Source organism: Pseudomonas zeae (assembly GCF_014268485.2).
In the GTDB taxonomy this organism is placed as follows: Bacteria; Pseudomonadota; Gammaproteobacteria; order Pseudomonadales; family Pseudomonadaceae; genus Aquipseudomonas; species Aquipseudomonas neuropathica.
Genome location: NZ_CP077090.1, coordinates 1,338,987 through 1,360,041, shown reverse-complemented (window position 1 = coordinate 1,360,041; position 21,055 = coordinate 1,338,987). Strand labels below are relative to the sequence as shown.

Sequence of the window (21,055 nt, the reverse complement as noted above, 5' to 3'; positions counted from 1 at the left end):
TGGCAATGCCAGTCGCTCTATCAAATCCGATCGTTGGCGTGGATGTTGCCAAAAATGAACTGGTGATTTATCAGGCCGATAGCGATCTGCTTGAAGCGATTCCCAACACCAAAACATCCATCAAGCAGTGGCTGAAAGCCTTGCTCGGCCCCGTGTCTATTGCCATTGAGGCAACCAACATCTACCACCTGGAATTCGCTGATTTGGCCTATGCGGCCGGTTGCACGATTTACATGGTGAGCGGCTATGAACTCAAACATTACCGCGAAGGCGTGAAGATCCGCGCCAAAACCGACGCCTTGGACGCCAAGTTGCTGGCCCGTTACCTGAAGAACGAAGCCGAGGAGTTGCGCCCCTGGACCCCGCCATCACCGCTTTACCGCCAGCTCCTGAGCCTTTTCCGCCGCCGCGCGGCTTTGGTCCAGGCAAGGGTCGGCCTGGTGCAGAGCTGGTCGAATGAGCCGCTGTTGAAGGCAGCTTTTGCTGAACAAGTAAAATCCATGCAGCGGCTTGAAACGATGATCGAAAAGACGATCAACGATCAGCTCAAACAAGCCGGCTTGCTCGGCCAATTGAAGCGTTGCCTGAAAGTAGAGGGCATTGGATTTCTGACCGGAGCGCGCCTGCTCACGGCGTTTCAGCGGGGGGAGTTTAGCAACGCGGATGCGTTTATCGCCTTCCTGGGCATGGATTTACGGGTATCGAAATCAGGGCAAAAGGACGGCCGCCGCAGCTTGACCAAGCGCGGAGACCCCGAGGCCCGCCGACTTTTGCACAACGCAGCGATGTCGGCTAGCCGTACGATAGCCTGGAAAGGGTTTTACGAAGCCCAAAGAGCACGGGGTTTCAGCACCACGCAGGCGTTGGTGATGCTGGCTCGCAAGCTTGCTCGGGTGGTATTCGCCTTGCTGAAAGGGCAAAGCGAATATCAGGCAAAAGTCAGTTGAGGGCTTCCCCTCAACCATAGAATCTCCCACAGGGGATCTCCAGTGAACACAAATTTTGTGAACAGCAGAGAAACCTGTGGGAGCGAGCTTGCTCGCGAAGGGGTCAGTGAGAACGCCGCTTAAACCAGCGTCATCAACGCCTCACGGCTGAACGGCAAAATATCCTGTTCACGCCCTTCGCGGACTTTCTGCGCCCAATCCGGATCGACCAGCAACGCACGCCCCACCGCCACCAGATCGAACTCCTCTTTATTCAGACGCTCCAGCAGATTCTCCAGACTGGCCGGTTGCGCGACCTTGTCGGTGTTGACCATGAATTGCAGGAACTCGCCATCCAGGCCAACACTGCCAACGGTAATGGTCGGCTTGCCGGTGAGTTTGCGGGTCCAGCCGGCCAGGTTCAGCTCGGAACCGTCAAATTCCGGCTCCCAGAAGCGGCGCGTCGAGCAGTGGAAAATATCCACGCCAGCGTCAGACAGCGGCTTGAGGAGTTCACCCAGCGCTTGCGGGGTTTGCACCAGACGCGCCGTGTAGTCCTGCTGTTTCCATTGCGAGAAACGAAAGATGATCGGGAAGCCTTCACCGACCGCCGCACGCACGGCTTGAATCAATTCAATGGCGAAACGCGAACGGTTGGCCAGGCTGCCACCGTATTCGTCGGTGCGCTGGTTGCTGCCCTCCCAGAAAAACTGGTCGATCAGGTAACCGTGGGCGCCGTGGATTTCCACGCCGTCCATGCCGATGCTCTGTGCATCTTTGGCCGCTTGGGCGAAGGCTGCGATCACATCCTGAATGTCTTGTTTAGTCATGCCGTGCACCACGACCTGACCGTCCTTGATTTTTTCCGACGGGCCGTAACCCGGCACGCTGGCGTCCGGCTCGGTGCCGATGCGACGTACGCTGCCCACATGCCACAGTTGCGGAACGATTTTGCCGCCTTCGGTGTGAACCGCGTCGACGACTTTCTTCCAGCCGGCCAATGGCGCGTCGCCAAAGAACTGCGGTACGTTCGGATAGCCATTGGAGGCAATGTGGCCGACGGTAGTGCCTTCGGTGATGATCAGGCCAACGCCGGCGGCCGCGCGACGACGGTAGTACTCAATGACTTTGGAATTAGGCACGCCGCCCGGGGAAAAGGAGCGAGTCATCGGCGCCATGACCACGCGGGTCGGCAGTTCGAGGGCACCGAGTTGGAACGGTTTGAACAAGGCTTGAACCGGCATAGGAAGGCTCCACAGGGAATGGCTTTATGACGGCGATAATATGGACAGTCAAAAGCTTTGAACAGCACTATTGATTTGAATGATCAAGGATCAGAAACGAAAAGATCGCAGCACCGGCAGGCCCTGTAGGAGCTGCCGAAGGCTGCGACCTTTTGATCTTGCTGTTTCAGCTCAGCGCTTTTTCAATCGCATGCACAATGGTCGGATCATCCGGCGCCGTGCGCGGCGAGAACCGCGCCAGCACCCGGCCGTCCTTGCCGAGCAGAAACTTCTCGAAATTCCAGGTGATGTCCCCAGGAAACTCCGCGCCCTCGCCCGCCAGCAGACGGTAGAGCTGGTGACGATCATGGCCGTTGACTTCGAGCTTGCTCGACAACGGGAATGTCACGCCATAGTTGAGGCTGCAGAAATCCTGAATTTCCTTTTCGCTGCCTGGTTCCTGGCCGGCAAACTGGTTGCACGGCAGGCCCAGCACGCTGAAACCTTTGTCTTTGTATAGCTGATAGAGGTTTTCCAGCGCCGCGTACTGTGGGGTCAAGCCGCATTTGGAGGCGACGTTGACCACCAGCACGACTTGGCCCTTGAACGGCGCCAGCGGTAGCTCCTGACCATCCAGGGCTGTCAACTTAAGGTCGTGAAAAGCACTCATGACGAACTCCAAGATTCCCGTGTTCTACTCGAAACAGCCACTTGGCGAGGTCACCAAGGACAGCCGCGGACTAAAAAGGCGCCCGCAGGCGCCTCTCCAGTACTCGAAGCTTAGCGCAGAAAATCAGTGGTGATGGCCACCTTCGCCATGGACGTGGCCATGAGCGATTTCTTCCTGGCTGGCATCACGGATGTCAACGATCTTCACTTTGAAGTTCAGGCGCTGACCGGCCAGTGGGTGGTTGCCATCAACGGTCACGTCATCGCCGTCGAGGTCACGGATGGTGACGATTTGCATCTGGCCGTCCGGCGCCGAAGCGTGGAACTGCATGCCGACTTCCAGCTCGTCAACGCCTTCAAACATGCTGCGGCTCAGGGTGCTGACCAGCTCAGCGGCGTATTCGCCGTAAGCGTCTTCCGGCTCAACGGAAACTTCCAGCTCGTCACCAACAGCTTTGCCATCCAGAGCTTTTTCCAGGCCCGGGATGATGTTGCCTGCGCCTTGCAGGTAGACCAGCGGAGCGCCGCCGGCGGAGCTGTCGATGACCTCACCAGCGTCGTTGGTCAGGGTATAGTCGATGGAGACAGCCTTATTGGCGGCGATCAGCATGGGGCGAGACCTTTTGCATAAGAATATAGAAAGGCCAAGTTTAGCGAAGCAATCGCGCGAAAGCGAACACAACCCGGACAAACGGGTTTCGACGATCGCAGGCTTTCATCAGGACGAGGACGGTCACTGGGTCGTCGAGCTTTCCTGTGGCCACACCCAGCACCTGCGCCATCAGCCGCCCTGGCAATCGCGCGCCTGGGTGCTGGACCCGGCGCAACGTATTGAAAAAATAGGCCAACCCTTTGCCTGCGGTTGGTGCGCACAAGGCTCGGTTAGCGATAACCTTGGCGACTGAATTTCGGTAGGTCGTCAGCTATAGGCGATCGCCATTGCCATGCAACTTTAGAGAATTCGCATGCAAACTTTTTTTATCGCGCCCACCGATTTTGGTGTGGGTCTGACCTCCATCAGCCTCGGGCTGGTGCGCACGCTTGAGCGAGCCGGGCTGAAAGTCGGTTTCTTCAAACCGATTGCGCAGCCGCATCCGGGTGACACCGGCCCCGAGCGTTCCACCGAACTGGTGGCGCGCACCCACGGGTTGAAACCGCCACAACCGTTGGGCCTGGCGCACGTCGAGCGGATGCTCGGCGACGGTCAGCTCGATGAGCTGCTCGAAGAAATCATCACGCTGTATCAGCAAGCCGCCATTGGCAAAGACGTGCTGGTCGTCGAAGGCATGGTGCCGACCCGCAGCGCCAGTTACGCCGCCCGGGTCAACCTGCACCTGGCCAAGAGCCTGGATGCCGAGGTGATTCTGGTCTCGGCGCCGGAAAACGAAGTACTCGCCGAACTCTCCGGCCGTGTCGAATTGCAGGCGCAATTGTTCGGCGGCCCGAAAGACCCGAAAGTCCTCGGGGTGATCCTCAACAAGGTCAAGACCGACGAGAGCATGGACTCCTTCGCTGCGCGCCTGAAGGAGCATTCGCCGTTGCTGCGCAGCGGTGATTTCCGCCTGCTCGGCTGCATTCCCTATCAGCCGGAACTCAACGCACCACGTACCCGTGACGTTGCCGACCTGATGGGTGCACAAGTGCTTAATGCCGGTGATTACGAAACCCGCCGAATGACCAAAATCATCATCTGCGCACGGACCATGCGCAACACCGTCGAGCTGCTCAAGCCCGGCGTGCTGGTGGTGACGCCGGGCGATCGCGACGACATCATCCTCGCCGTCAGTCTGGCCGCGATCAACGGCGTGCCGCTGGCCGGCCTGCTGCTGACCAGCGACACCCTGCCCGATCCGCGCATCATGGATCTGTGCCGTGGTGCGTTGCAGGCCGGTTTGCCGGTGCTGTCGGTGAGCACCGGTTCCTACGACACCGCCAACCTGCTCAACGGCCTGAACAAGGAAATCCCGATTGACGACCGCGAGCGTGCGGAGATCATCACCGATTTCGTCGCCAGCCATCTCGACGCCAAATGGCTGCACCAGCGCTGTGGCACGCCACGGGAAATGCGCCTGTCGCCGGCGGTGTTCCGCTATCAGTTGATTCAGCGTGCGCAAGCGGCGAACAAACGCATCGTCCTGCCCGAAGGCAGCGAGCCTTTCACTGTGCAAGCGGCGGCGATCTGCCAGGAACGCGGGATCGCCCGTTGCGTGTTGCTGGCCAAGCCGGAAGATGTCGAAGCCGTGGCCCGCGCCCAAGGCATCGCCTTGCCGCCAGGGCTGGAGATTCTTGATCCAGACCTGATCCGCGAGCGCTACGTCGAACCGATGGTCGCCCTGCGCAAAACCAAAAGCCTCAACGCGCCGATGGCCGAACAGCAACTGGAAGACACCGTAGTGATCGGCACCATGATGCTGGCGCTGGACGAGGTCGACGGCCTGGTCTCGGGCGTGATCAACACCACTGCCAACACCATTCGTCCGGCCCTTCAGTTGATCAAGACTGCGCCGGGCTGCACGCTGGTGTCGTCGGTGTTCTTCATGCTCTTCCCTGAGGAAGTGCTGGTTTACGGCGACTGCGTGATGAACCCGCACCCGAGTGCCACCGAGCTGGCCGAGATTGCCCTGCAAAGCGCCGACTCGGCAGCGGCCTTCGGCATCACCCCGCGCGTGGCAATGATCAGTTACTCCAGCGGCGAATCGGCCACGGGCGAAGAGGTCGAGAAAGTCCGCGAGGCCACCCTCCTCGCCCACGAACAACAGCACTCGCTGCTGATCGACGGCCCGCTGCAATACGACGCCGCCGCCAACGCAGAAGTCGCCCGGCAACTGGCACCAAACAGTCAGGTGGCTGGTCGCGCCACGGTGTTCGTCTTCCCCGATCTGAACACCGGCAACACCACGCACAAAGCCGTACAACGCAGCGCCGATTGCGTCAGCCTCGGGCCGATGCTGCAAGGCTTGCGCAAACCGGTGAATGACTTGCCACGCGGCGCACAAGTCGATGACATCGTCTACACCATCGCCCTCACCGCGATTCAAGCCGCCAACCGACCTATGGATGTGTAAATGCTGGATTTTCTACCTGCACCCGTGCGCGGCGTGATCGCTTCGCTGCTGTTGGCACTCAATACGATCCTGCTGTGCTCGTTTCTGTTCTGCGTAGCGCTGATCAAAGTGCTGCCGTTCGACCTTGCCCGGCGTGCCTCGCTGTGGCTGATGAGCCACACCCATGAAGCGTGGATCAGCAATAACAAGGGCTGGATGAACCTGGTGCGCCGCACCCGCTGGCACATCAGCGGCCTGCAAGGTCTCGACTACCAGCACTCGTACCTGATCACCAGCAATCACCAGAGCTGGGTGGATATTCTGGTGCTGCAATACGTGCTCAACCGAAAGATCCAGCCGCTGAAGTTCTTCCTCAAGCAGGAGCTGATCTGGGTGCCGGTGATCGGTCTGGCTTGGTGGGCACTGGGCTTTCCGTTCATGAAGCGCTACTCCAAGGCCTACCTGGCCAAGCATCCGGAGAAGAAAGGCAAAGACCTCGAAACCACCCGCAAGACGTGTGCGAAGTTTCGCGATAACCCGGTGGGGATTTTCAACTTCGTCGAAGGCACACGCTTCACCGAAGGCAAGCATGCGCAGCAGCAGTCGCCGTTCAAATATCTGCTCAAGCCCAAGGCTGGCGGGATCGCCTTTGTGCTGGATGCAATGGGCGAGCAACTGGAGTCGATCGTCAACGTGACCATCCACTACCCGGCCGGGCGTCCGGGGTTCTGGGATTTGCTCTGCGGCAATGTGCGCGATGTGGTAGTGCACTTTGAAGAGCTGAAGATTCCCCAGCAGTTCATTGGCAAGAATTACGATCAGGACGGCGAGTATCGCCTGCAGTTCCAAGGCTGGATCAATCAACTGTGGCTGGACAAGGATGCGCTGCTCGAACAGATGCACCGCGAATTTCCAGCCAAACACTAACCCCCTGTAGGAGTGAGCCTGCTCGCGATAGCGGTGGATCAGCCACCAACAATGTTGAATGACACACCGCTATCGCGAGCAGGCTCACTCCTACAATTGACCGAGTTGGCCCCAATAAAAAAGCCCGCCGATGATTGCTCATCGGCGGGCTTTTTATTTGGTAGCTAACGCTTAGATCGCGCCACGCTTGCGCAGCAGATCCAGCACTTGCTTGACGCTGTCTTCCAGACTCAGTGTCTGCGTGTCGATCACCAGATCGGCATTCAGCGGCACGTCGTACGGGAAGGATTCGCCCGGGATGTTATCGCCAGCGGCAGCATACAGACCTTGCGGATCACGCTCGGCGCACACGGCCGGCGAGGCCTGCACGTAGACCGTCAACAGACGATCCTTGCCGATCAGGTCCTTGGCCTGCTCGCGACCTTCAGCGCTTGGCGCGACGAACGCCGCCAACGTCAGCAAACCGGCTTCGTTGAACTGACGCGCGACGTGCGCGGCACGACGCCAGTTTTCGGTACGGCCGGCGCGATCCTGTGGCAGACCTTTGTTCAAGTCATGACGCAGGTTCTGACCATCCAGTACAAACACCGCACGACCCATGTCGAACAACTTGCGCTCGACGGCGTAAGCCAGCGTGCTCTTGCCCGCGCCCGACAGGCCGCTGAACAGCACGGTCGCCGGTTGCTGGCCGAAGCGCTGGGCACGTTCTTCAGTGGCCACGTGCGCCAGTTTGCCGTGATGCGTGGCAGTGCCATGCGTCACCGGTTGCGCGACGATCATGCCGGCGCCGACGGTGCCGTTGGTCAAGCGATCAATGACGATGAACGCGCCGGTGGTGCGGTTGCTTTCGTAACCGTCGAGGGCGATCGGCGCGTCCAGCGCGATTTTCACCTTGCCGATTTCGTTGAGCTGCAACGCGCTCGCCGGGCCTTCTTCCAACGTGTTCACGTCGACCTTGTTGACGATGCTGGCAATCGAGCCCGGCACGTAACTGGTGGCGCGTTTGATGTCGTATTTCTTGCCCGGCAGCATCGGCTCTTCAGCCATCCACACCAGCATCGCTTCGAAGCTGTCGGTGACCGGCGGCACGTTGTCGGCATGCACCAACAGGTCGCCACGGGAGATGTCGATTTCGTCTTCCATGGTCAGCGTCACCGCTTGACCTGGACCGGCGTGCTCCAGCTCACCTTCGAAGGTGACGATGGATTTCACCCGGCTGCTTTTGCCCGACGGCAGCACCACGACTTCGTCACCCTTGTGCACGATGCCGCTGGCCAGGGTGCCGGCGAAACCACGGAAGTTCAGGTTCGGACGGTTGACGTACTGCACCGGGAAACGCAGATCGGTGAAGTTGCGATCGCCCGCGACTTCCACGGTCTCGAGGATTTCCATCAGCGACTGGCCGGTGTACCACGGCGAGCGCTCGGACTTGTTCACCACGTTGTCGCCCTTGAGGGCAGACATCGGCACGAAGTGCATGCTGGTCGGCTTCATCTTCAAGCCTTCGGCGAACTTCAGGTAGTCAGCCTTGATCGACTCGAACACGCCTTCATCGAAGTCCTTCAAGTCCATCTTGTTGATGGCGACGACGATGTGTTTGATCCCCAGCAAGGACGCGATGAAGCTGTGGCGACGGGTCTGGGTCTGCACGCCGTAACGCGCGTCGACCAGAATGATCGCCAGGTCACAGGTGGACGCACCGGTGGCCATGTTGCGGGTGTACTGCTCATGGCCGGGGGTGTCGGCGATGATGAATTTGCGTTTGGCGGTGGAGAAATAGCGGTAGGCGACATCGATGGTGATGCCCTGCTCACGCTCGGCCTGCAGACCGTCAACCAGCAACGCCAGATCGATGTCGTCACCGGTGGTGCCGACTTTCTTCGAGTCGCGGGTGATCGCTTCGAGGTGATCTTCGTAGATCATCTTCGAGTCGTGCAGCAGGCGCCCGATCAGGGTGCTCTTGCCGTCATCGACGTTACCGCAGGTCAAAAAGCGCAGCAGTTCTTTACGTTCGTGCTGGCCCAGGTAGGCGAGGATGTCCTCGCTGATCAAATCAGAAACATGCGACATGACAGCCCCTTAGAAATAGCCTTGACGTTTTTTGTCTTCCATCGAGCCGGCGCCATCGTGGTCGATGACACGGCCCTGGCGCTCGGAAGTTCGCGTCAGGAGCATTTCCTGAATGATGTCCGTGAGGCTTTCGGCCTCGGACTCCACCGCGCCCGTCAACGGGTAGCAGCCAAGGGTACGGAAACGCACTTTCTTTTTGACGATGCGAGCCTTGTCCTCATCGGACAGGTGCTCGAGGATGCGCTCGTCGTCGATCATGATCAGCGTGCCGTTCTTCTCGATCACTTCGCGTTCAGCGGCGAAGTACAGCGGCACAATCGGGATGCCTTCGAGGTAGATGTACTGCCAGATGTCCAGTTCGGTCCAGTTCGACAGAGGGAACACACGAATGGATTCGCCCTTGTTGACCTTGCCGTTGTAGACGTTCCATAGCTCCGGGCGCTGGTTTTTCGGGTCCCAGCGGTGCTTGCTGTCGCGGAACGAGTACACGCGCTCTTTGGCGCGGGATTTCTCTTCATCGCGACGGGCGCCGCCGAACGCTGCGTCGAAACCATGTTTGTCGAGCGCCTGTTTCAGGCCTTCGGTTTTCATGATGTCGGTGTGCTTGGCGCTGCCGTGGGTGAACGGGTTGATGTTCTGCGCCACGCCATCGGGGTTGATATGGGTGATCAGGTCCAGGCCCAGTTCTTCGACCATCTTGTCGCGGAACTTGTACATTTCCTGGAATTTCCAGCGGGTGTCGACGTGCATCACCGGAAACGGCAGTTTGCCCGGGAAGAACGCCTTGCGTGCCAGGTGCAGCATCACGGCGGAGTCTTTACCGATGGAGTACAGCATCACCGGGTTATCGAACTCGGCGGCCACCTCGCGGATGATGTGGATGCTTTCCGCCTCCAGCTGTTTCAGATGCGTCAGTTTGTCGACCATGGCTACTCACGAAAACTTTCTTATGAACGGCCAGCGGGCCGTGTTCGAGCGGGAAATCCTAGCACAGCGGCCTCTTCTAATCAGGACGCCAGCTAGAACGAAAGGGCATATGAATATGCCCACCAGTTCGGCCGATGGGGATCAATGTGGGAGCGAGCTTGCTCGCGAAAGCGCCGCGTCAGGCGCAGATGTATTAAAGCGAACGCCGCCTTCGCGAGCAGGCTCGCTCCCACAGGATCTAGTGGTGATGATCAGATCGGATTTGGACAGTCGATGAAGATGTGTTCGACAGCAAAGCGCTTCGCCAGATAGTCGCCCAGGGCCTGTACGCCGTAGCGTTCGGTGGCGTGGTGGCCGGCGGCGATGAAGCTGATGTCGTTTTCGCGGGCGCTGTGAAAGGTCTGCTCGGAGGCTTCTCCGCTCAGGTACAGATCAACGCCTGCCGCGACGGCCTGATCGATATAGCCCTGACCGCCACCGGTGCACCAGCCTACTCGGCGAATCATCGGGCTGCCCTCGATCAACAGCGGTTCGCGGCCCATGACTTCTTGCACCTTGCGGGCGAAATCGCGCGCGGTCATCGGATCCTTCAAAGACCCGACCAGACCGACAATTTTCAGATTGTCCGGATCCAGCGGACCTTCAACGGTGATGTCCAGTTGGCGAGCAAGCTGCACGTTATTGCCAACATCCGGATGCAGATCCAGCGGCAAATGGTAAGCGAGCAGACTGATGTCGTGCTTGAGCAACGTCTTCAGTCGACGCTGCTTCATGCCAGTGATGCACGGGTTCTCGCCCTTCCAGAAGTAACCGTGGTGCACCAGCACCAGATCCGCCTCGGCTTCGACGGCGGCATCCAGCAACGCCTGACTGGCGGTGACGCCGCTGACGATGCGCATCACTTGCGGCCGGCCTTCGACCTGCAAGCCGTTGGGGCAATAATCGGCAATTTTCGAGCTGCTGAGGTAACGGTCGGCTTCTTCGACGAGGGTGCTGAGGGCAACGGCCATGAAAGACTCCTAAATATCCCGTTCAGAGGCGCGCGCGGCCTCGTATAATGCGCGACATTATGGGCGGTCTGACCCCGCCTGCAACTTTTCCAGGACGTGCTTAATGCTCAAGGCGCTGCGTTTTTTCGGCTGGCCGTTGTTGGCCGGTGTGCTTATCGCTCTGTTGATTATTCAGCGTTACCCGCAGTGGGTCGGGCTTCCGAGCCTCGACGTCAACCTGCAACAGGCCCCGCAAACCACCAGCGTGCAACAGGGCCCGGTGTCCTATGCCGACGCGGTGACCATTGCCGCGCCTTCGGTGGTCAACCTCTACACCACCAAAGTCATCAACAAACCGGCGCATCCGCTGTTTGAGGATCCGCAGTTTCGGCGCTTCTTCGGTGACAACTCGCCAAAGCAGAAACGCATGGAATCGAGCCTCGGTTCCGGCGTGATCATGAGCCCGGAAGGCTACATTCTGACCAACAATCACGTGACCAGCGGCGCGGATCAGATTGTGGTCGCCCTGAAAGATGGCCGCGAAACCCTCGCCCGCGTCATCGGCAGCGACCCGGAAACCGATCTCGCGGTGTTGAAAATCGATCTGAAAACCCTGCCGGCCATCACTGTCGGCCGCTCCGACAACATTCGCATCGGCGACGTTGCATTGGCCATCGGCAACCCGTTCGGCGTTGGCCAGACCGTGACCATGGGCATCATCAGCGCCACCGGGCGTAACCAGTTGGGCCTGAACAACTACGAAGACTTCATCCAGACCGACGCGGCGATCAACCCGGGTAACTCCGGCGGAGCGCTGGTCGATGCCAATGGCAACCTCACCGGCATCAACACGGCAATCTTCTCCAAATCCGGCGGCTCGCAAGGCATCGGCTTTGCGATTCCAGTGAAGCTGGCAATGGAAGTGATGAAGTCGATCATCGAGCACGGTCAGGTAATTCGTGGCTGGCTGGGCATCGAGGTGCAGCCGCTGACCCAGGAACTGGCCGAGTCGTTCGGCTTGTCCGGGCGTCCGGGGATTGTCGTCGCGGGGATCTTCCGCGATGGCCCGGCGCAGAAGGCCGGCCTGCAACTGGGTGACGTTATTTTGAGCATCGATGGCGAGCCGGCCGGAGATGGTCGCAAGTCGATGAACCAGGTCGCGCGGATCAAGCCGACCGACAAAGTGACGATCCAGGTGATGCGCAACGGCAAAGAACTGAAGCTCACCGCAGAAATCGGCCTGCGTCCGCCACCGGCGCCGGTGAAAGAAAAAGAAGAATAAAACTTCGTTCGCGCCAAGCGCGCTAATAAAAGACATTCTCAACAGGCATGTTATATTGTTTCAATTCTAAGAATTGGAACAACATAACATGTCGTCTCGAACAAAGGCTTCCCTGCTCGGCCTGAGCCTTGGTCTGCTGGTCGATCCAGCCTTCGCCGAAGAACCCAAGCCGCTTGAACTCGACGCCATCAGCGTCATCTCCGACTACGAATCGCCGACTGGCCCGGTCAAAGGCTACCGCGCCATGCGCTCGTCCAGCGCGACCAAAACCGACACGGCGATCCGTGATATCCCGCAGGCGATCAGCGTAGTGCCCGCCAGCGTGCTCAAGGATCTGGGCAGCAGCAGTGTCGAGCGCGCGCTGGATTTCGCCGGCGGCGTATCCAAGCAAAACAACTTCGGCGGCCTGACGCTTTACGAATACAGCGTGCGCGGCTTCACCACCTCGGAGTTCTACAAGGACGGCTTCAGTGCCAACCGGGGTTATCCGAGCACGCCGGACGCGGCGAATATCGAGCGCATCGAAGTGCTCAAAGGCCCGGCCGCCAGTCTGTATGGTCGAGGCGATCCCGGCGGCACGGTGAACATCGTCACCAAAAAACCGCAGGCCGAAGCCTTCACCACTCTGCAAACCAGCGCCGGCAGTTGGGATCGCTATCGCACCGCGCTGGACGTCAACACACCGCTGGATGATGAGGGTGATGTGCTGTCGCGAATCAACCTCGCGGTTGAGGACAACAACAGTTTTCGCGATCACGTCGACAGCCAGCGCGTATTCGTCGCGCCCTCGATCAGTTGGCAATTGAACCCGGACACGTCGTTGCTGGCGGAAAGTGAAATCGTCCGCCACAGCTCGACCTTTGATCGCGGTATCGTCGCGCCCAACAATAAATGGAGCGGTGTTTCGCGCTCGACTTTCCTTGGCGAACCCAACGACGGCAACATCGATAATCACAACAATCTGTTTCAGGCCACGCTGGAACATCACCTCAACGACAACTGGAAGCTGCGTCTGGCCAGTCATTACAAGGAAGGCAAACTCTGGGGCGATGCTTCGGAAAGTCGTCCATTGAACGCCAACGGCCACACCGTCAACCGCCGCTATCGCGAGCGCGACACCAATTGGCACGACAGCATCACCCAACTGGAACTGCGCGGACTGTTCGATCTCGGCCCGTGGCAACACGAATTGCTGATTGGCACCGAATACGAAAACTTCCGCAAGAACGAGCGCGTCACCACTATTGCTGGCGGCCCCTACGCCATCGACATCTACAAGCCGATCTACGGCCAGCCGAAACCCAACGGCGCGCGGTCGGGCACTGACTTCTTCGAACAGGTCGAAAGTCATGCACTGAACCTGCAGGACCAGATCGTCTTCACCGACAAACTGCGCGGGATGATCGGCGCACGCTTCGAGCATTTCGATCAGCACATCGACGATCACAGCCGCAACGCCACCAGCAACCAACGCCACGACGCGCTCACCCAGCGGGTCGGCCTGCTCTATCAATTGACGCCGGAAACCGGGTTGTTCGCCAACGCCTCGACCTCTTTCAAACCGAACAATGGCCTCGACGCCGCCGGCAAATCCTTCGACCCGGAAGAAGGCGTCGGCTACGAAGTCGGGATCAAGAACGAGCTGTTCGACGAACGCCTGAGCAGCACCCTCGCCTTCTTCCACATCGACAAAGAAAACGTTCTCGCCCTCGACCCGGCCACCGACACCAGCCGCGCCATGGGCAAGGCACGCAGTCGCGGCTTCGATTGGCAGGTCACCGGGCAAGTCACCGATGCGGTGCGAGTCATCGGCGCCTTCGCCTACATCGACGCCGAAGTGACCAAGGGCGACGCGGTGATTCCCACCGGCAGCCGCATTCTCGGCGTGGCCAAACGCAGCGGCAGTCTGCTAGGGGTTTATGAGTTTCAGGATGGCCATTTGCGTGGCTCGGACGTTGGCGCGGCGTTCACTTATGTCGGCGATCGCTCGGGAGAATCCGGCAGCGACTTCGAATTGCCGGCGTATCACACCGTCGACCTGCTCGCGCATTACAAGGCCAGCGACAACGTCACTGTCGGCCTGAACCTGAATAACCTCTTCGACGAGAAGTATTACGAGCGCTCCTACAGCAACTACTGGGTCAACCCCGGTGAGCCGCGCAATTTCACCGTCAGCCTGACTCTCAACCTGTAAAAGGACGTCACCATGCAATACGGCAAATCCCTTGTACTTATCGCCGCGCTGTTCGCCGGTCAGGTCTCGGCCCATGGCCTGTGGACTGAGCAACGGCGCGGCAATATCGAAGTGGTCTACGGTCATGGCGCTGAGGACAACGCGTTCAAGGCGCAGAAAATCAGCGGCGCGTGGGCTTACGACGCGAGCGGGAAAATGATTCCGGTGAGCGTCGAGCGCCTGGCGGATCACGCACGACTGAAACCACTGAAAGCTCCGGCCGTCCTGGCCGTGGCGCTGAACAACGGCATGTGGTCGCAGACTGCTGACAAAAAGTGGGTCAACGAAGGCCGGAGCAAAGTGCCGGGCGCTGTCGAAGCGACGCAGACGTTCAAATACAGCCTGGCGATTTATCAGCCGGGAGCGAAGTTGCCAAAACTGGATCAGATCAAATTGTTGATTCTTCCGGAGGTTGATCCGCTCACCGTGGGGCCAGGGAAATCATTACCGGTGCAGGTGCTGCTCGATGGCAAACCGGCGGCGGGGGTGAAGTTGATTGGCGATTATCGCAGTGCGCCGAACACGTTGAGCACCGAGACTGACAAGGATGGTCGGGCGCAGGTGTTGGTGAGGAATGAAGGGTTGAATGTGATTGCGGCGCAGATTGAAGTGCCGGTGAAGGACAGTGTGGATGTGAACAGTCGCGGCTTGTTTAGCTCGCTGACCTTCCTCGGCGAAGCGCATCACGAATAAGAGCAGACCCTCACCCCAGCCCTCTCCCGGAGGGAGAGGGAGCCGACCGAGGTGTAAGGCGTCATGCATCGACCTGAATTACCGAGTCGATTATGGATTCGGTAAAGCAAGTTCAGGTCGGTGCAACTCGGGAGCATCCCCCAATCAGTCCCCTCTCCCTCTGGGAGAGGGCTAGGGTGAGGGGCTTTTGCTTTTAGAGGTCGCCAAGCCCGTCGATCAACGCCTGATTCTGCTCCGGCGTGCCAATCGAAACCCGCAGGAACTGCGCAATCCGCGCCTGCTTGAAGTGCCGCACGATCACGCCCTGCTCACGCAGCTTGGCCGCCAGCCCCGCCGCATCATGCTGCGGATGCCGGGCAAAAATGAAGTTAGCCGCCGACGGCAGCACTTCAAAACCCTTGGCCTGCAACTGTGCAATCACCCACTCACGGCTCTCGATGACCAGACGGCAAGTCTTGTCGAAATACTCACGATCCTCAAATGCGGCAGCCGCACCGACAATCGCCAGACGATCCAGCGGATAGGAGTTGAAGCTGTTCTTGATCCGCTCCAGCGCCTCGATGAGATCGGGATGGCCGACCGCCAGACCAACGCGCAAACCCGCCAAAGAGCGCGACTTGGACAGGGTCTGTGTAACCAGCAGGTTCGGATAACGGTCCACCAGACTGATCGTCGTCTCGCCGCCGAAGTCGATGTACGCCTCATCCACAACCACTACCGAATCCGGGCTGGCCTTGAGGATCTGCTCAACCGCGTCCAGCGCCAGCAGGCAGCCGGTTGGCGCGTTCGGGTTAGGGAAGATGATCCCGCCATTCGGCTTGGCATAGTCGGCCGGATCGATCTGGAACTGCGCGTCCAGCGGCACCGCATCAAACTCGATGCCGTACAAACCGCAGTAAACCGGATAGAAGCTGTAACTGATGTCCGGGAACAACAGTGGCTTATCGTGTTGCAGCAATCCGTGGAAAATGTGCGCGAGCACTTCGTCCGAACCGTTGCCGAGGAAAACCTGATTGCTCTGCACACCGTAATACTGGGCGACGGCGGTTTTCAGCAGGTCGCTGTTCGGATCCGGGTACAGGCGCAGGTTGTCGTTGAGTTCGACCTGCATCGCCGCCAAAGCTTTTGGCGACGGGCCGTACGGATTTTCGTTGGTGTTGAGCTTGACCAGTTTGGTCAGCTTCGGCTGTTCGCCCGGCACGTACGGCACCAGATCTTTAACGAACGGGCTCCAGAATTTGCTCATCGCTCAGTTCCCCTGCCCTTGTAGAAAGTCTTCGTCTTTGATGCGGTATTCAGCACTGCGCGCGTGGGCGCTCAGCGACTCGCCACGGGCCAATACCGACGCCGTTTTACCCAGCTCGGAAGCACCGGCCTCGGAGCAGAAGATGATCGACGAACGCTTCTGGAAGTCGTACACGCCCAGCGGCGAAGAAAACCGCGCGGTGCCGGAGGTCGGCAGCACGTGGTTCGGGCCAGCGCAGTAATCGCCCAACGCTTCGGAGGTGTGACGGCCCATGAAGATCGCGCCGGCGTGGCGGATCTGCGGCAGCCAGGCTTGCGGATCGGCGACCGACAATTCCAGGTGTTCCGGAGCGATGCGGTTGGCGACTTTGATCGCTTGCGCCATGTCTTTCACATGAATCAGCGCGCCACGGCCATTGATCGAGGTTTCGATGATCGTTGCGCGATCCATGGTCGGCAGCAGCTTGTCGATGCTCGCAGCGACCTTGTCGAGGAACTCGGCATCCGGGCTGACCAGAATCGCCTGGGCGTCTTCGTCGTGCTCGGCTTGCGAGAACAAGTCCATGGCGATCCAGTCCGGATCGGTCTGGCCATCGCACACCACGAGGATTTCCGAAGGGCCGGCGATCATGTCGATGCCGACCTGACCGAACACGTGGCGCTTGGCAGTGGCGACATAGATGTTGCCCGGGCCAACAACCTTGTCTACTTTCGGCACGCTTTCGGTGCCGTAGGCCAACGCGGCAACCGCTTGTGCGCCACCGATGGTGAACACCCGATCGACGCCGGCGATGCACGCAGCAGCCAACACCAGCTCATTGATTTCACCGCGCGGGGTCGGCACGACCATGACCACTTCGGTCACGCCGGCGACCTTGGCCGGAATCGCGTTCATCAGCACCGACGACGGGTACGACGCCTTGCCACCCGGCACATACAGGCCTGCGCGATCCAGCGGCGTGACCTTCTGGCCCAGCACGGTGCCGTCGGCTTCGGTGTAGCTCCAGGAATCCTGCTTCTGTTTTTCGTGATAGCTGCGCACACGGGCCGCGGCTTTTTCCAGGGCTTCGCGCTGGGGCACGGTGATGCGGGTCAAAGCCAGTTCCAGACGCTCACGCGGCAGGATCAGGTCAGCCATCGAAGCGACTTCAAGGCCATCAAACTTCTGGGTGAACTCGACCAGCGCCGCGTCACCGCGTTCGCGCACAGCCTTGATGATGTCCAGCACTCGCTGATTGACCGAGTCGTCAGACACACTTTCCCAGCTCAGCAGATGATCCAGATGATGCGCGAAATCCGGGTCAGCAGCGTTGAGTCGGCGAATTGCAGTCGTTGCGGTCATAGCGAGAGCCTCATAGGAATGGCAAAAACTCAGGCGCCCTAACTTAGCAGTCGTTTCCGCTTGGGCACCTGAGATTCTGGCTATGAGGCGGATAGACGGGCGCGACTTAACGTCGCGCAGGTGAATCAGCCGCGGTGTCGCGATTCCACTGCGTTGCGCAGGGTATCGATCAACGCCTGGATTCGGGCGTGTTGCATTTTCATCGAAGCCTTGTTGACCACCAGGCGCGAGCTGATCGTGGCGATCAGTTCCTGAGGTTCCAGACCGTTGGCGCGCAGGGTGTTGCCGGTGTCGACCACGTCGATGATCTTGTCAGCGAGACCGATCAGCGGTGCCAGTTCCATCGAGCCGTAGAGCTTGATGATGTCGACCTGACGGCCCTGCTCGGCGTAGTAACGCTTGGCCACATTGACGAATTTGGTCGCCACGCGCAGACGGCCTTTTGGCTCCGGCGCGCCGATCTTGCCGGCGGTCATCAGCTTGCACTGGGCGATCTGCAGATCCAGTGGCTCGTAGAGGCCCTGGCCGGTGTATTCCATCAACACGTCTTTGCCGGCAACGCCGAGGTCGGCCGCGCCATGCTCGACGTAAGTCGGCACATCGGTGGCACGCACGATCAGCAGACGAACGTCGTCCTGGGTCGTGGGAATGATCAGCTTGCGGCTCTTGTCCGGATTCTCGGTCGGCACGATGCCCGCTTCGGCAAGAAGCGGCAGGGTGTCGTCAAGGATGCGGCCCTTGGACAGTGCGATGGTCAACATGGGAAACGTCAGTCCTTATCAAGGTACTCATGTCCGGTCGCAATCGGCGCCGGACACACATCGAGCCGGAAACCGGCTCGACTCAAAACGAATTCAACGGACACGTCCCTGTGTCCCAATGCAGCAATCAGCCCGGAACGCGACGGATCTTGGCGCCCAGCATCTGCAGTTTTTCTTCGATGCACTCGTAACCACGGTCTATGTGGTAGATGCGGTCGATCAAAGTATCGCCTTCGGCAACCAGTGCCGAGATTACCAGGCTGGCCGAAGCGCGCAGGTCGGTCGCCATGACTGGCGCGCCTTTCAGAACTTCAGTACCGGTGACGATAGCGGTGTTGCCTTCGACCTGGATCTTGGCGCCCATGCGGTGCAGTTCGTACACGTGCATGAAACGGTTTTCGAAGATCGTCTCGATCACGGCACCGGTGCCTTCGGCAATGGCGTTGAGCGAGATGAACTGCGCTTGCATGTCAGTCGGGAACGCCGGGTACGGCGCGGTGCGCACGTTGACCGCTTTCGGACGCTTGCCGTGCATGTTCAGCTCGATCCAGTCTTCACCGCAGGTGATTTCTGCGCCGGCTTCACGGAGTTTTTCCAGAACGGCTTCGAGGATGGTCGGATCAGTGTCCTTGACCTTGACGCGACCGCCGGTCACGGCAGCGGCGACCAGATAGGTGCCGGTTTCGATACGGTCAGGCATGACCTTATAGAAAGCCGAACCCAGACGCTCGACGCCATCAATGGTGATGGTGTCAGTACCAGCGCCGGACACCTTGGCGCCCATGGCGTTGAGGAAGTTCGCCAGGTCAACCACTTCTGGTTCACGGGCGGCGTTCTGCAACACGCTGCGGCCCTTGGCCAGAGCAGCGGCCATCATGATGTTCTCGGTACCGGTCACACTGACGGTATCGAAGAAGAAGTGCGCACCGCGCAGGCCACCTTCAGGCGCCTTGGCCTTGATGTAGCCGCCTTCAACGTCGATCACCGCGCCCATGGCTTCGAGGCCACGGATGTGCAGGTCAACCGGACGCGAACCGATGGCGCAACCGCCAGGCAGTGCCACTTCGGCTTCACCGAAACGAGCAACCATCGGGCCCAGTACCAGGATCGACGCACGCATGGTTTTCACCAGTTCGTACGGGGCGATCAGGGTCTTGATGGTGCGCGGGTCGATTTCGACGCTGAGTTTTTCGTCGATCACCGGCTCGATGCCCATGCGACCGAACAGCTCGATCATGGTGGTGATGTCGTGCAGGTGCGGCAGGTTGCCAACGGTCACCGGGCCATCGCACAGCAGGGTGGCGGCCAGGATCGGCAGGGCGGAGTTTTTTGCGCCGGAAATGCGGATCTCGCCATCAAGACGAGCGCCACCGGTAATAATCAATTTATCCATAAGAATCTCGACGCCCTTAGGCTCAGGTGCGCTCGGCCCAGGCCGCGCTGCTGAAAAATTTCATAGTGACCGCATGGATGCTGCCATCGGTGATCCATGGGTTCAAATGGGCATAGACCTGCTGCTGACGCTTCACCGGGCTCAACGCCGCCAGTTCATCGCTAATCACGTTCAGCAGGAAATTGCAGCCTTCGCCCTCAACTTCTACCAACGTTCCGGGCAGCTTTCCTTCAAGGAAGCTCTTCACTTCTACGGCCTGCATGCTCAACCTCAATCGGCGCCCTGTGCGCACGGGTCGGACATCATACAAAAAAGCCCCGCGCCTGCGAACCCCGCATGGCAGGACTCTGACGGGGGGCTTCTTTATAGATGTGGGTTCAGGGGTGCGCCAACAGTTCGGTCAGTTCACTGACCTGAGCAATTTCGCGCATGTCTTCGGGCATCGCACGGATGCTGACAGCCTTGCCGGCCGCATTCGCATCGCGCATGAAGCACAGCAGCAACGATAAACCGACGCTGCTGGACTTCTTCACCGCCGAGCAATCGATCACCAGCGAAGAGGCCTTGCTGGACTTGATCAGCGCCTGGCCTTGCTTGCGCAGGTCAGCGCCGGTGCGATAGTCCAGCACTCCGCTGAGCAGTAGCTCGTCGACATCACTCATACGAACTGCGGCCTCGTTCATTGCGCGGGTTTCTTTTCGGTGGCTTCTTTGGCCTTGGCCACTTCACCGGCCCAACCATTGATGGTCTTGTCCAGATCGTTGCCATTGCGCTGCATCGCGTCGGCGAACTGGTCACGGAACAGTTTGCCGATGTTGATGCCGTTGATGATCACGTTGCGCAGTTTCCACTCGCCGTTGATCTTCTCCAGCGTGTACTGCACAGGATAGATTGCGCCGCTGCTGCCCTTGACGGTCATGTTTACGCTGGTGCGATCGCCCGATTCGTCCTTGGCAGGGTCGACGGTGATGCCCTGGTTGTTGTACTCGAGCAAGGCGTTACCGTAGAACTGGAACAGGCCTTTCTTGAAGTTTTCTTCGAAGGTCTTCATCTGCGCCGGCGTGGCCTTGCGCGAGTACTTGACCGTCATGATGCTCTTGGAAATGCCTTCGGCATCTACCACGGGCCCGACGATGTTGTTGAGTGCCGCGTAGAAATCCGTCGGATCCTTCTTGTATTTCTCTTTGTTGGCAGCCAGGTCAGCCAGCAACCGGGTGGTTGTGTCCTGAACCAGATCATGTGCCGAAGTCGCAGCAGCCACGGCGTTACCCATCAACGGCAGGGCCGCCAGTAACACCAACAGGCTGCGTCGCAAGATAGAGATCATTCAA

At 59.4% G+C, this 21,055-nt stretch carries 20 protein-coding genes; 7 read left to right on the top strand and 13 right to left on the bottom strand.

The annotated features are described in order from the left end of the window. Positions 1–5: 5 nt before the first annotated feature. Positions 6–947 carry an IS110 family transposase gene (locus HU754_RS05880; protein ID WP_217827630.1) on the top strand — a complete coding sequence of 314 codons (942 nt, stop codon included), beginning with the start codon at positions 6–8 and terminating at the stop codon, positions 945–947. 119 nt (positions 948–1,066) lie between these two features. Here the strand turns inward: HU754_RS05880 and HU754_RS05875 are convergent, their stop codons facing one another. The 3 genes from HU754_RS05875 to HU754_RS05865 all read right to left on the bottom strand — a co-directional run bounded on the left by HU754_RS05875 (position 1,067) and on the right by HU754_RS05865 (position 3,428). Further along, positions 1,067–2,170: an NADH:flavin oxidoreductase gene (locus HU754_RS05875; protein WP_186624833.1), complete on the bottom strand. Its 1,104-nt coding sequence runs from the start codon at positions 2,168–2,170 to the stop codon at positions 1,067–1,069. Positions 2,171–2,336: 166 nt separating this feature from the next. Beyond that, a complete protein-coding gene (locus HU754_RS05870; RefSeq protein WP_186624832.1) occupies positions 2,337–2,819 on the bottom strand; it encodes a glutathione peroxidase in 483 nt (160 codons plus the stop codon). 123 nt (positions 2,820–2,942) lie between these two features. Next, entirely contained in the window at positions 2,943–3,428 is a 486-nt protein-coding gene (locus HU754_RS05865; protein ID WP_008085027.1) for an FKBP-type peptidyl-prolyl cis-trans isomerase, read from the bottom strand. Here HU754_RS05865 and HU754_RS05860 point away from each other — a divergent pair. Genes HU754_RS05860 through yihG form a run of 3 tightly spaced genes read left to right on the top strand, consistent with a single transcriptional unit; the run spans position 3,397 to position 6,789 of the window. Beyond that, complete coding sequence (locus HU754_RS05860; RefSeq protein WP_093436299.1) at positions 3,397–3,723, top strand: DUF3565 domain-containing protein; 327 nt, start codon at positions 3,397–3,399, stop codon at positions 3,721–3,723. The genes HU754_RS05865 and HU754_RS05860 overlap by 32 nt on opposite strands. Positions 3,724–3,783: 60 nt before the next feature. Continuing rightward, positions 3,784–5,883, top strand: coding sequence for a phosphate acetyltransferase (gene pta / locus HU754_RS05855; RefSeq protein WP_186624831.1), 2,100 nt, complete (start codon positions 3,784–3,786; stop codon positions 5,881–5,883). Beyond that, positions 5,884–6,789 (top strand): 1-acylglycerol-3-phosphate O-acyltransferase, YihG family, encoded by a 906-nt coding sequence (yihG, locus tag HU754_RS05850; RefSeq protein WP_186624830.1) that lies wholly within the window; start codon positions 5,884–5,886, stop codon positions 6,787–6,789. Between the two features lie 171 nt (positions 6,790–6,960). Here yihG and cysN read toward each other — a convergent pair whose 3' ends face one another. The 3 genes from cysN to HU754_RS05835 form a co-directional block, all read right to left on the bottom strand. Beyond that, positions 6,961–8,859: a sulfate adenylyltransferase subunit CysN gene (gene cysN, locus HU754_RS05845; RefSeq protein WP_186624829.1), complete on the bottom strand. Its 1,899-nt coding sequence runs from the start codon at positions 8,857–8,859 to the stop codon at positions 6,961–6,963. 9 nt (positions 8,860–8,868) lie between these two features. Next, positions 8,869–9,786, bottom strand: a complete 918-nt coding sequence (gene cysD / locus HU754_RS05840; RefSeq protein WP_007912374.1) for a sulfate adenylyltransferase subunit CysD — start codon at positions 9,784–9,786, stop codon at positions 8,869–8,871. 251 nt (positions 9,787–10,037) lie between these two features. Continuing rightward, the gene (locus HU754_RS05835) at positions 10,038–10,796 is read right to left on the bottom strand and encodes a Nif3-like dinuclear metal center hexameric protein (RefSeq protein WP_099758011.1); all 759 of its coding nucleotides are present in this window, start codon (positions 10,794–10,796) and stop codon (positions 10,038–10,040) included. A 103-nt stretch (positions 10,797–10,899) separates the two neighbouring features. Between HU754_RS05835 and algW the strand changes: the two genes are divergently transcribed. The 3 genes from algW (at position 10,900) to HU754_RS05820 (ending at position 14,983) form a co-directional block, all read left to right on the top strand. Further along, positions 10,900–12,057, top strand: coding sequence for a Do family serine endopeptidase AlgW (algW, locus tag HU754_RS05830; RefSeq protein WP_093436001.1), 1,158 nt, complete (start codon positions 10,900–10,902; stop codon positions 12,055–12,057). Positions 12,058–12,145: 88 nt separating this feature from the next. Then, positions 12,146–14,251 (top strand): TonB-dependent siderophore receptor, encoded by a 2,106-nt coding sequence (locus HU754_RS05825; RefSeq protein ID WP_186624828.1) that lies wholly within the window; start codon positions 12,146–12,148, stop codon positions 14,249–14,251. 12 nt (positions 14,252–14,263) lie between these two features. Beyond that, positions 14,264–14,983, top strand: coding sequence for a DUF4198 domain-containing protein (locus HU754_RS05820; RefSeq protein ID WP_186624827.1), 720 nt, complete (start codon positions 14,264–14,266; stop codon positions 14,981–14,983). A gap of 193 nt (positions 14,984–15,176) precedes the next feature. On the opposite strand, the gene hisC is transcribed toward HU754_RS05820, so the two are convergent. From hisC to HU754_RS05785, 7 genes are all read right to left on the bottom strand, one after another. Further along, positions 15,177–16,229 (bottom strand): histidinol-phosphate transaminase, encoded by a 1,053-nt coding sequence (gene hisC, locus HU754_RS05815; RefSeq protein ID WP_186624826.1) that lies wholly within the window; start codon positions 16,227–16,229, stop codon positions 15,177–15,179. 3 nt (positions 16,230–16,232) lie between these two features. Beyond that, complete coding sequence (gene hisD, locus HU754_RS05810) at positions 16,233–17,570, bottom strand: histidinol dehydrogenase (RefSeq protein WP_186624825.1); 1,338 nt, start codon at positions 17,568–17,570, stop codon at positions 16,233–16,235. Positions 17,571–17,695: 125 nt separating this feature from the next. Beyond that, complete coding sequence (hisG, locus tag HU754_RS05805) at positions 17,696–18,331, bottom strand: ATP phosphoribosyltransferase (RefSeq protein WP_007912384.1); 636 nt, start codon at positions 18,329–18,331, stop codon at positions 17,696–17,698. A gap of 127 nt (positions 18,332–18,458) precedes the next feature. Next, positions 18,459–19,724 (bottom strand): UDP-N-acetylglucosamine 1-carboxyvinyltransferase, encoded by a 1,266-nt coding sequence (murA, locus tag HU754_RS05800; protein ID WP_007912385.1) that lies wholly within the window; start codon positions 19,722–19,724, stop codon positions 18,459–18,461. A 22-nt stretch (positions 19,725–19,746) separates the two neighbouring features. Then, on the bottom strand, positions 19,747–19,986 hold the full coding sequence (locus tag HU754_RS05795; RefSeq protein WP_093435986.1) for a BolA family protein: 240 nt from the start codon (positions 19,984–19,986) through the stop codon (positions 19,747–19,749). 115 nt (positions 19,987–20,101) lie between these two features. Next, entirely contained in the window at positions 20,102–20,407 is a 306-nt protein-coding gene (locus HU754_RS05790) for an STAS domain-containing protein (protein WP_034154488.1), read from the bottom strand. Beyond that, the gene (locus HU754_RS05785) at positions 20,404–21,051 is read right to left on the bottom strand and encodes an MlaC/ttg2D family ABC transporter substrate-binding protein (protein ID WP_186624824.1); all 648 of its coding nucleotides are present in this window, start codon (positions 21,049–21,051) and stop codon (positions 20,404–20,406) included. Before HU754_RS05785 ends, HU754_RS05790 begins: the two co-directional genes overlap by 4 nt. Between the last annotated feature and the right edge of the window lie 4 nt (positions 21,052–21,055).

Bases quoted from the DNA above. Each gene is read 5' to 3' on its own strand.
- HU754_RS05880 (WP_217827630.1), top strand. From the start codon at position 6: ATGCCAGTCGCTCTATCAAATCCGATCGTTGGCGTGGATGTTGCCAAA.
- HU754_RS05875 (WP_186624833.1), bottom strand. From the start codon at position 2,170: ATGCCGGTTCAAGCCTTGTTCAAACCGTTCCAACTCGGTGCCCTCGAA.
- HU754_RS05870 (WP_186624832.1), bottom strand. From the start codon at position 2,819: ATGAGTGCTTTTCACGACCTTAAGTTGACAGCCCTGGATGGTCAGGAG.
- HU754_RS05860 (WP_093436299.1), top strand. From the start codon at position 3,397: ATGGAGACAGCCTTATTGGCGGCGATCAGCATGGGGCGAGACCTTTTG.
- HU754_RS05865 (WP_008085027.1), bottom strand. From the start codon at position 3,428: ATGCTGATCGCCGCCAATAAGGCTGTCTCCATCGACTATACCCTGACC.
- pta (WP_186624831.1), top strand. From the start codon at position 3,784: ATGCAAACTTTTTTTATCGCGCCCACCGATTTTGGTGTGGGTCTGACC.
- yihG (WP_186624830.1), top strand. From the start codon at position 5,884: ATGCTGGATTTTCTACCTGCACCCGTGCGCGGCGTGATCGCTTCGCTG.
- cysN (WP_186624829.1), bottom strand. From the start codon at position 8,859: ATGTCGCATGTTTCTGATTTGATCAGCGAGGACATCCTCGCCTACCTG.
- cysD (WP_007912374.1), bottom strand. From the start codon at position 9,786: ATGGTCGACAAACTGACGCATCTGAAACAGCTGGAGGCGGAAAGCATC.
- HU754_RS05835 (WP_099758011.1), bottom strand. From the start codon at position 10,796: ATGGCCGTTGCCCTCAGCACCCTCGTCGAAGAAGCCGACCGTTACCTC.
- algW (WP_093436001.1), top strand. From the start codon at position 10,900: ATGCTCAAGGCGCTGCGTTTTTTCGGCTGGCCGTTGTTGGCCGGTGTG.
- HU754_RS05825 (WP_186624828.1), top strand. From the start codon at position 12,146: ATGTCGTCTCGAACAAAGGCTTCCCTGCTCGGCCTGAGCCTTGGTCTG.
- HU754_RS05820 (WP_186624827.1), top strand. From the start codon at position 14,264: ATGCAATACGGCAAATCCCTTGTACTTATCGCCGCGCTGTTCGCCGGT.
- hisC (WP_186624826.1), bottom strand. From the start codon at position 16,229: ATGAGCAAATTCTGGAGCCCGTTCGTTAAAGATCTGGTGCCGTACGTG.
- hisD (WP_186624825.1), bottom strand. From the start codon at position 17,570: ATGACCGCAACGACTGCAATTCGCCGACTCAACGCTGCTGACCCGGAT.
- hisG (WP_007912384.1), bottom strand. From the start codon at position 18,331: ATGTTGACCATCGCACTGTCCAAGGGCCGCATCCTTGACGACACCCTG.
- murA (WP_007912385.1), bottom strand. From the start codon at position 19,724: ATGGATAAATTGATTATTACCGGTGGCGCTCGTCTTGATGGCGAGATC.
- HU754_RS05795 (WP_093435986.1), bottom strand. From the start codon at position 19,986: ATGCAGGCCGTAGAAGTGAAGAGCTTCCTTGAAGGAAAGCTGCCCGGA.
- HU754_RS05790 (WP_034154488.1), bottom strand. From the start codon at position 20,407: ATGAACGAGGCCGCAGTTCGTATGAGTGATGTCGACGAGCTACTGCTC.
- HU754_RS05785 (WP_186624824.1), bottom strand. From the start codon at position 21,051: ATGATCTCTATCTTGCGACGCAGCCTGTTGGTGTTACTGGCGGCCCTG.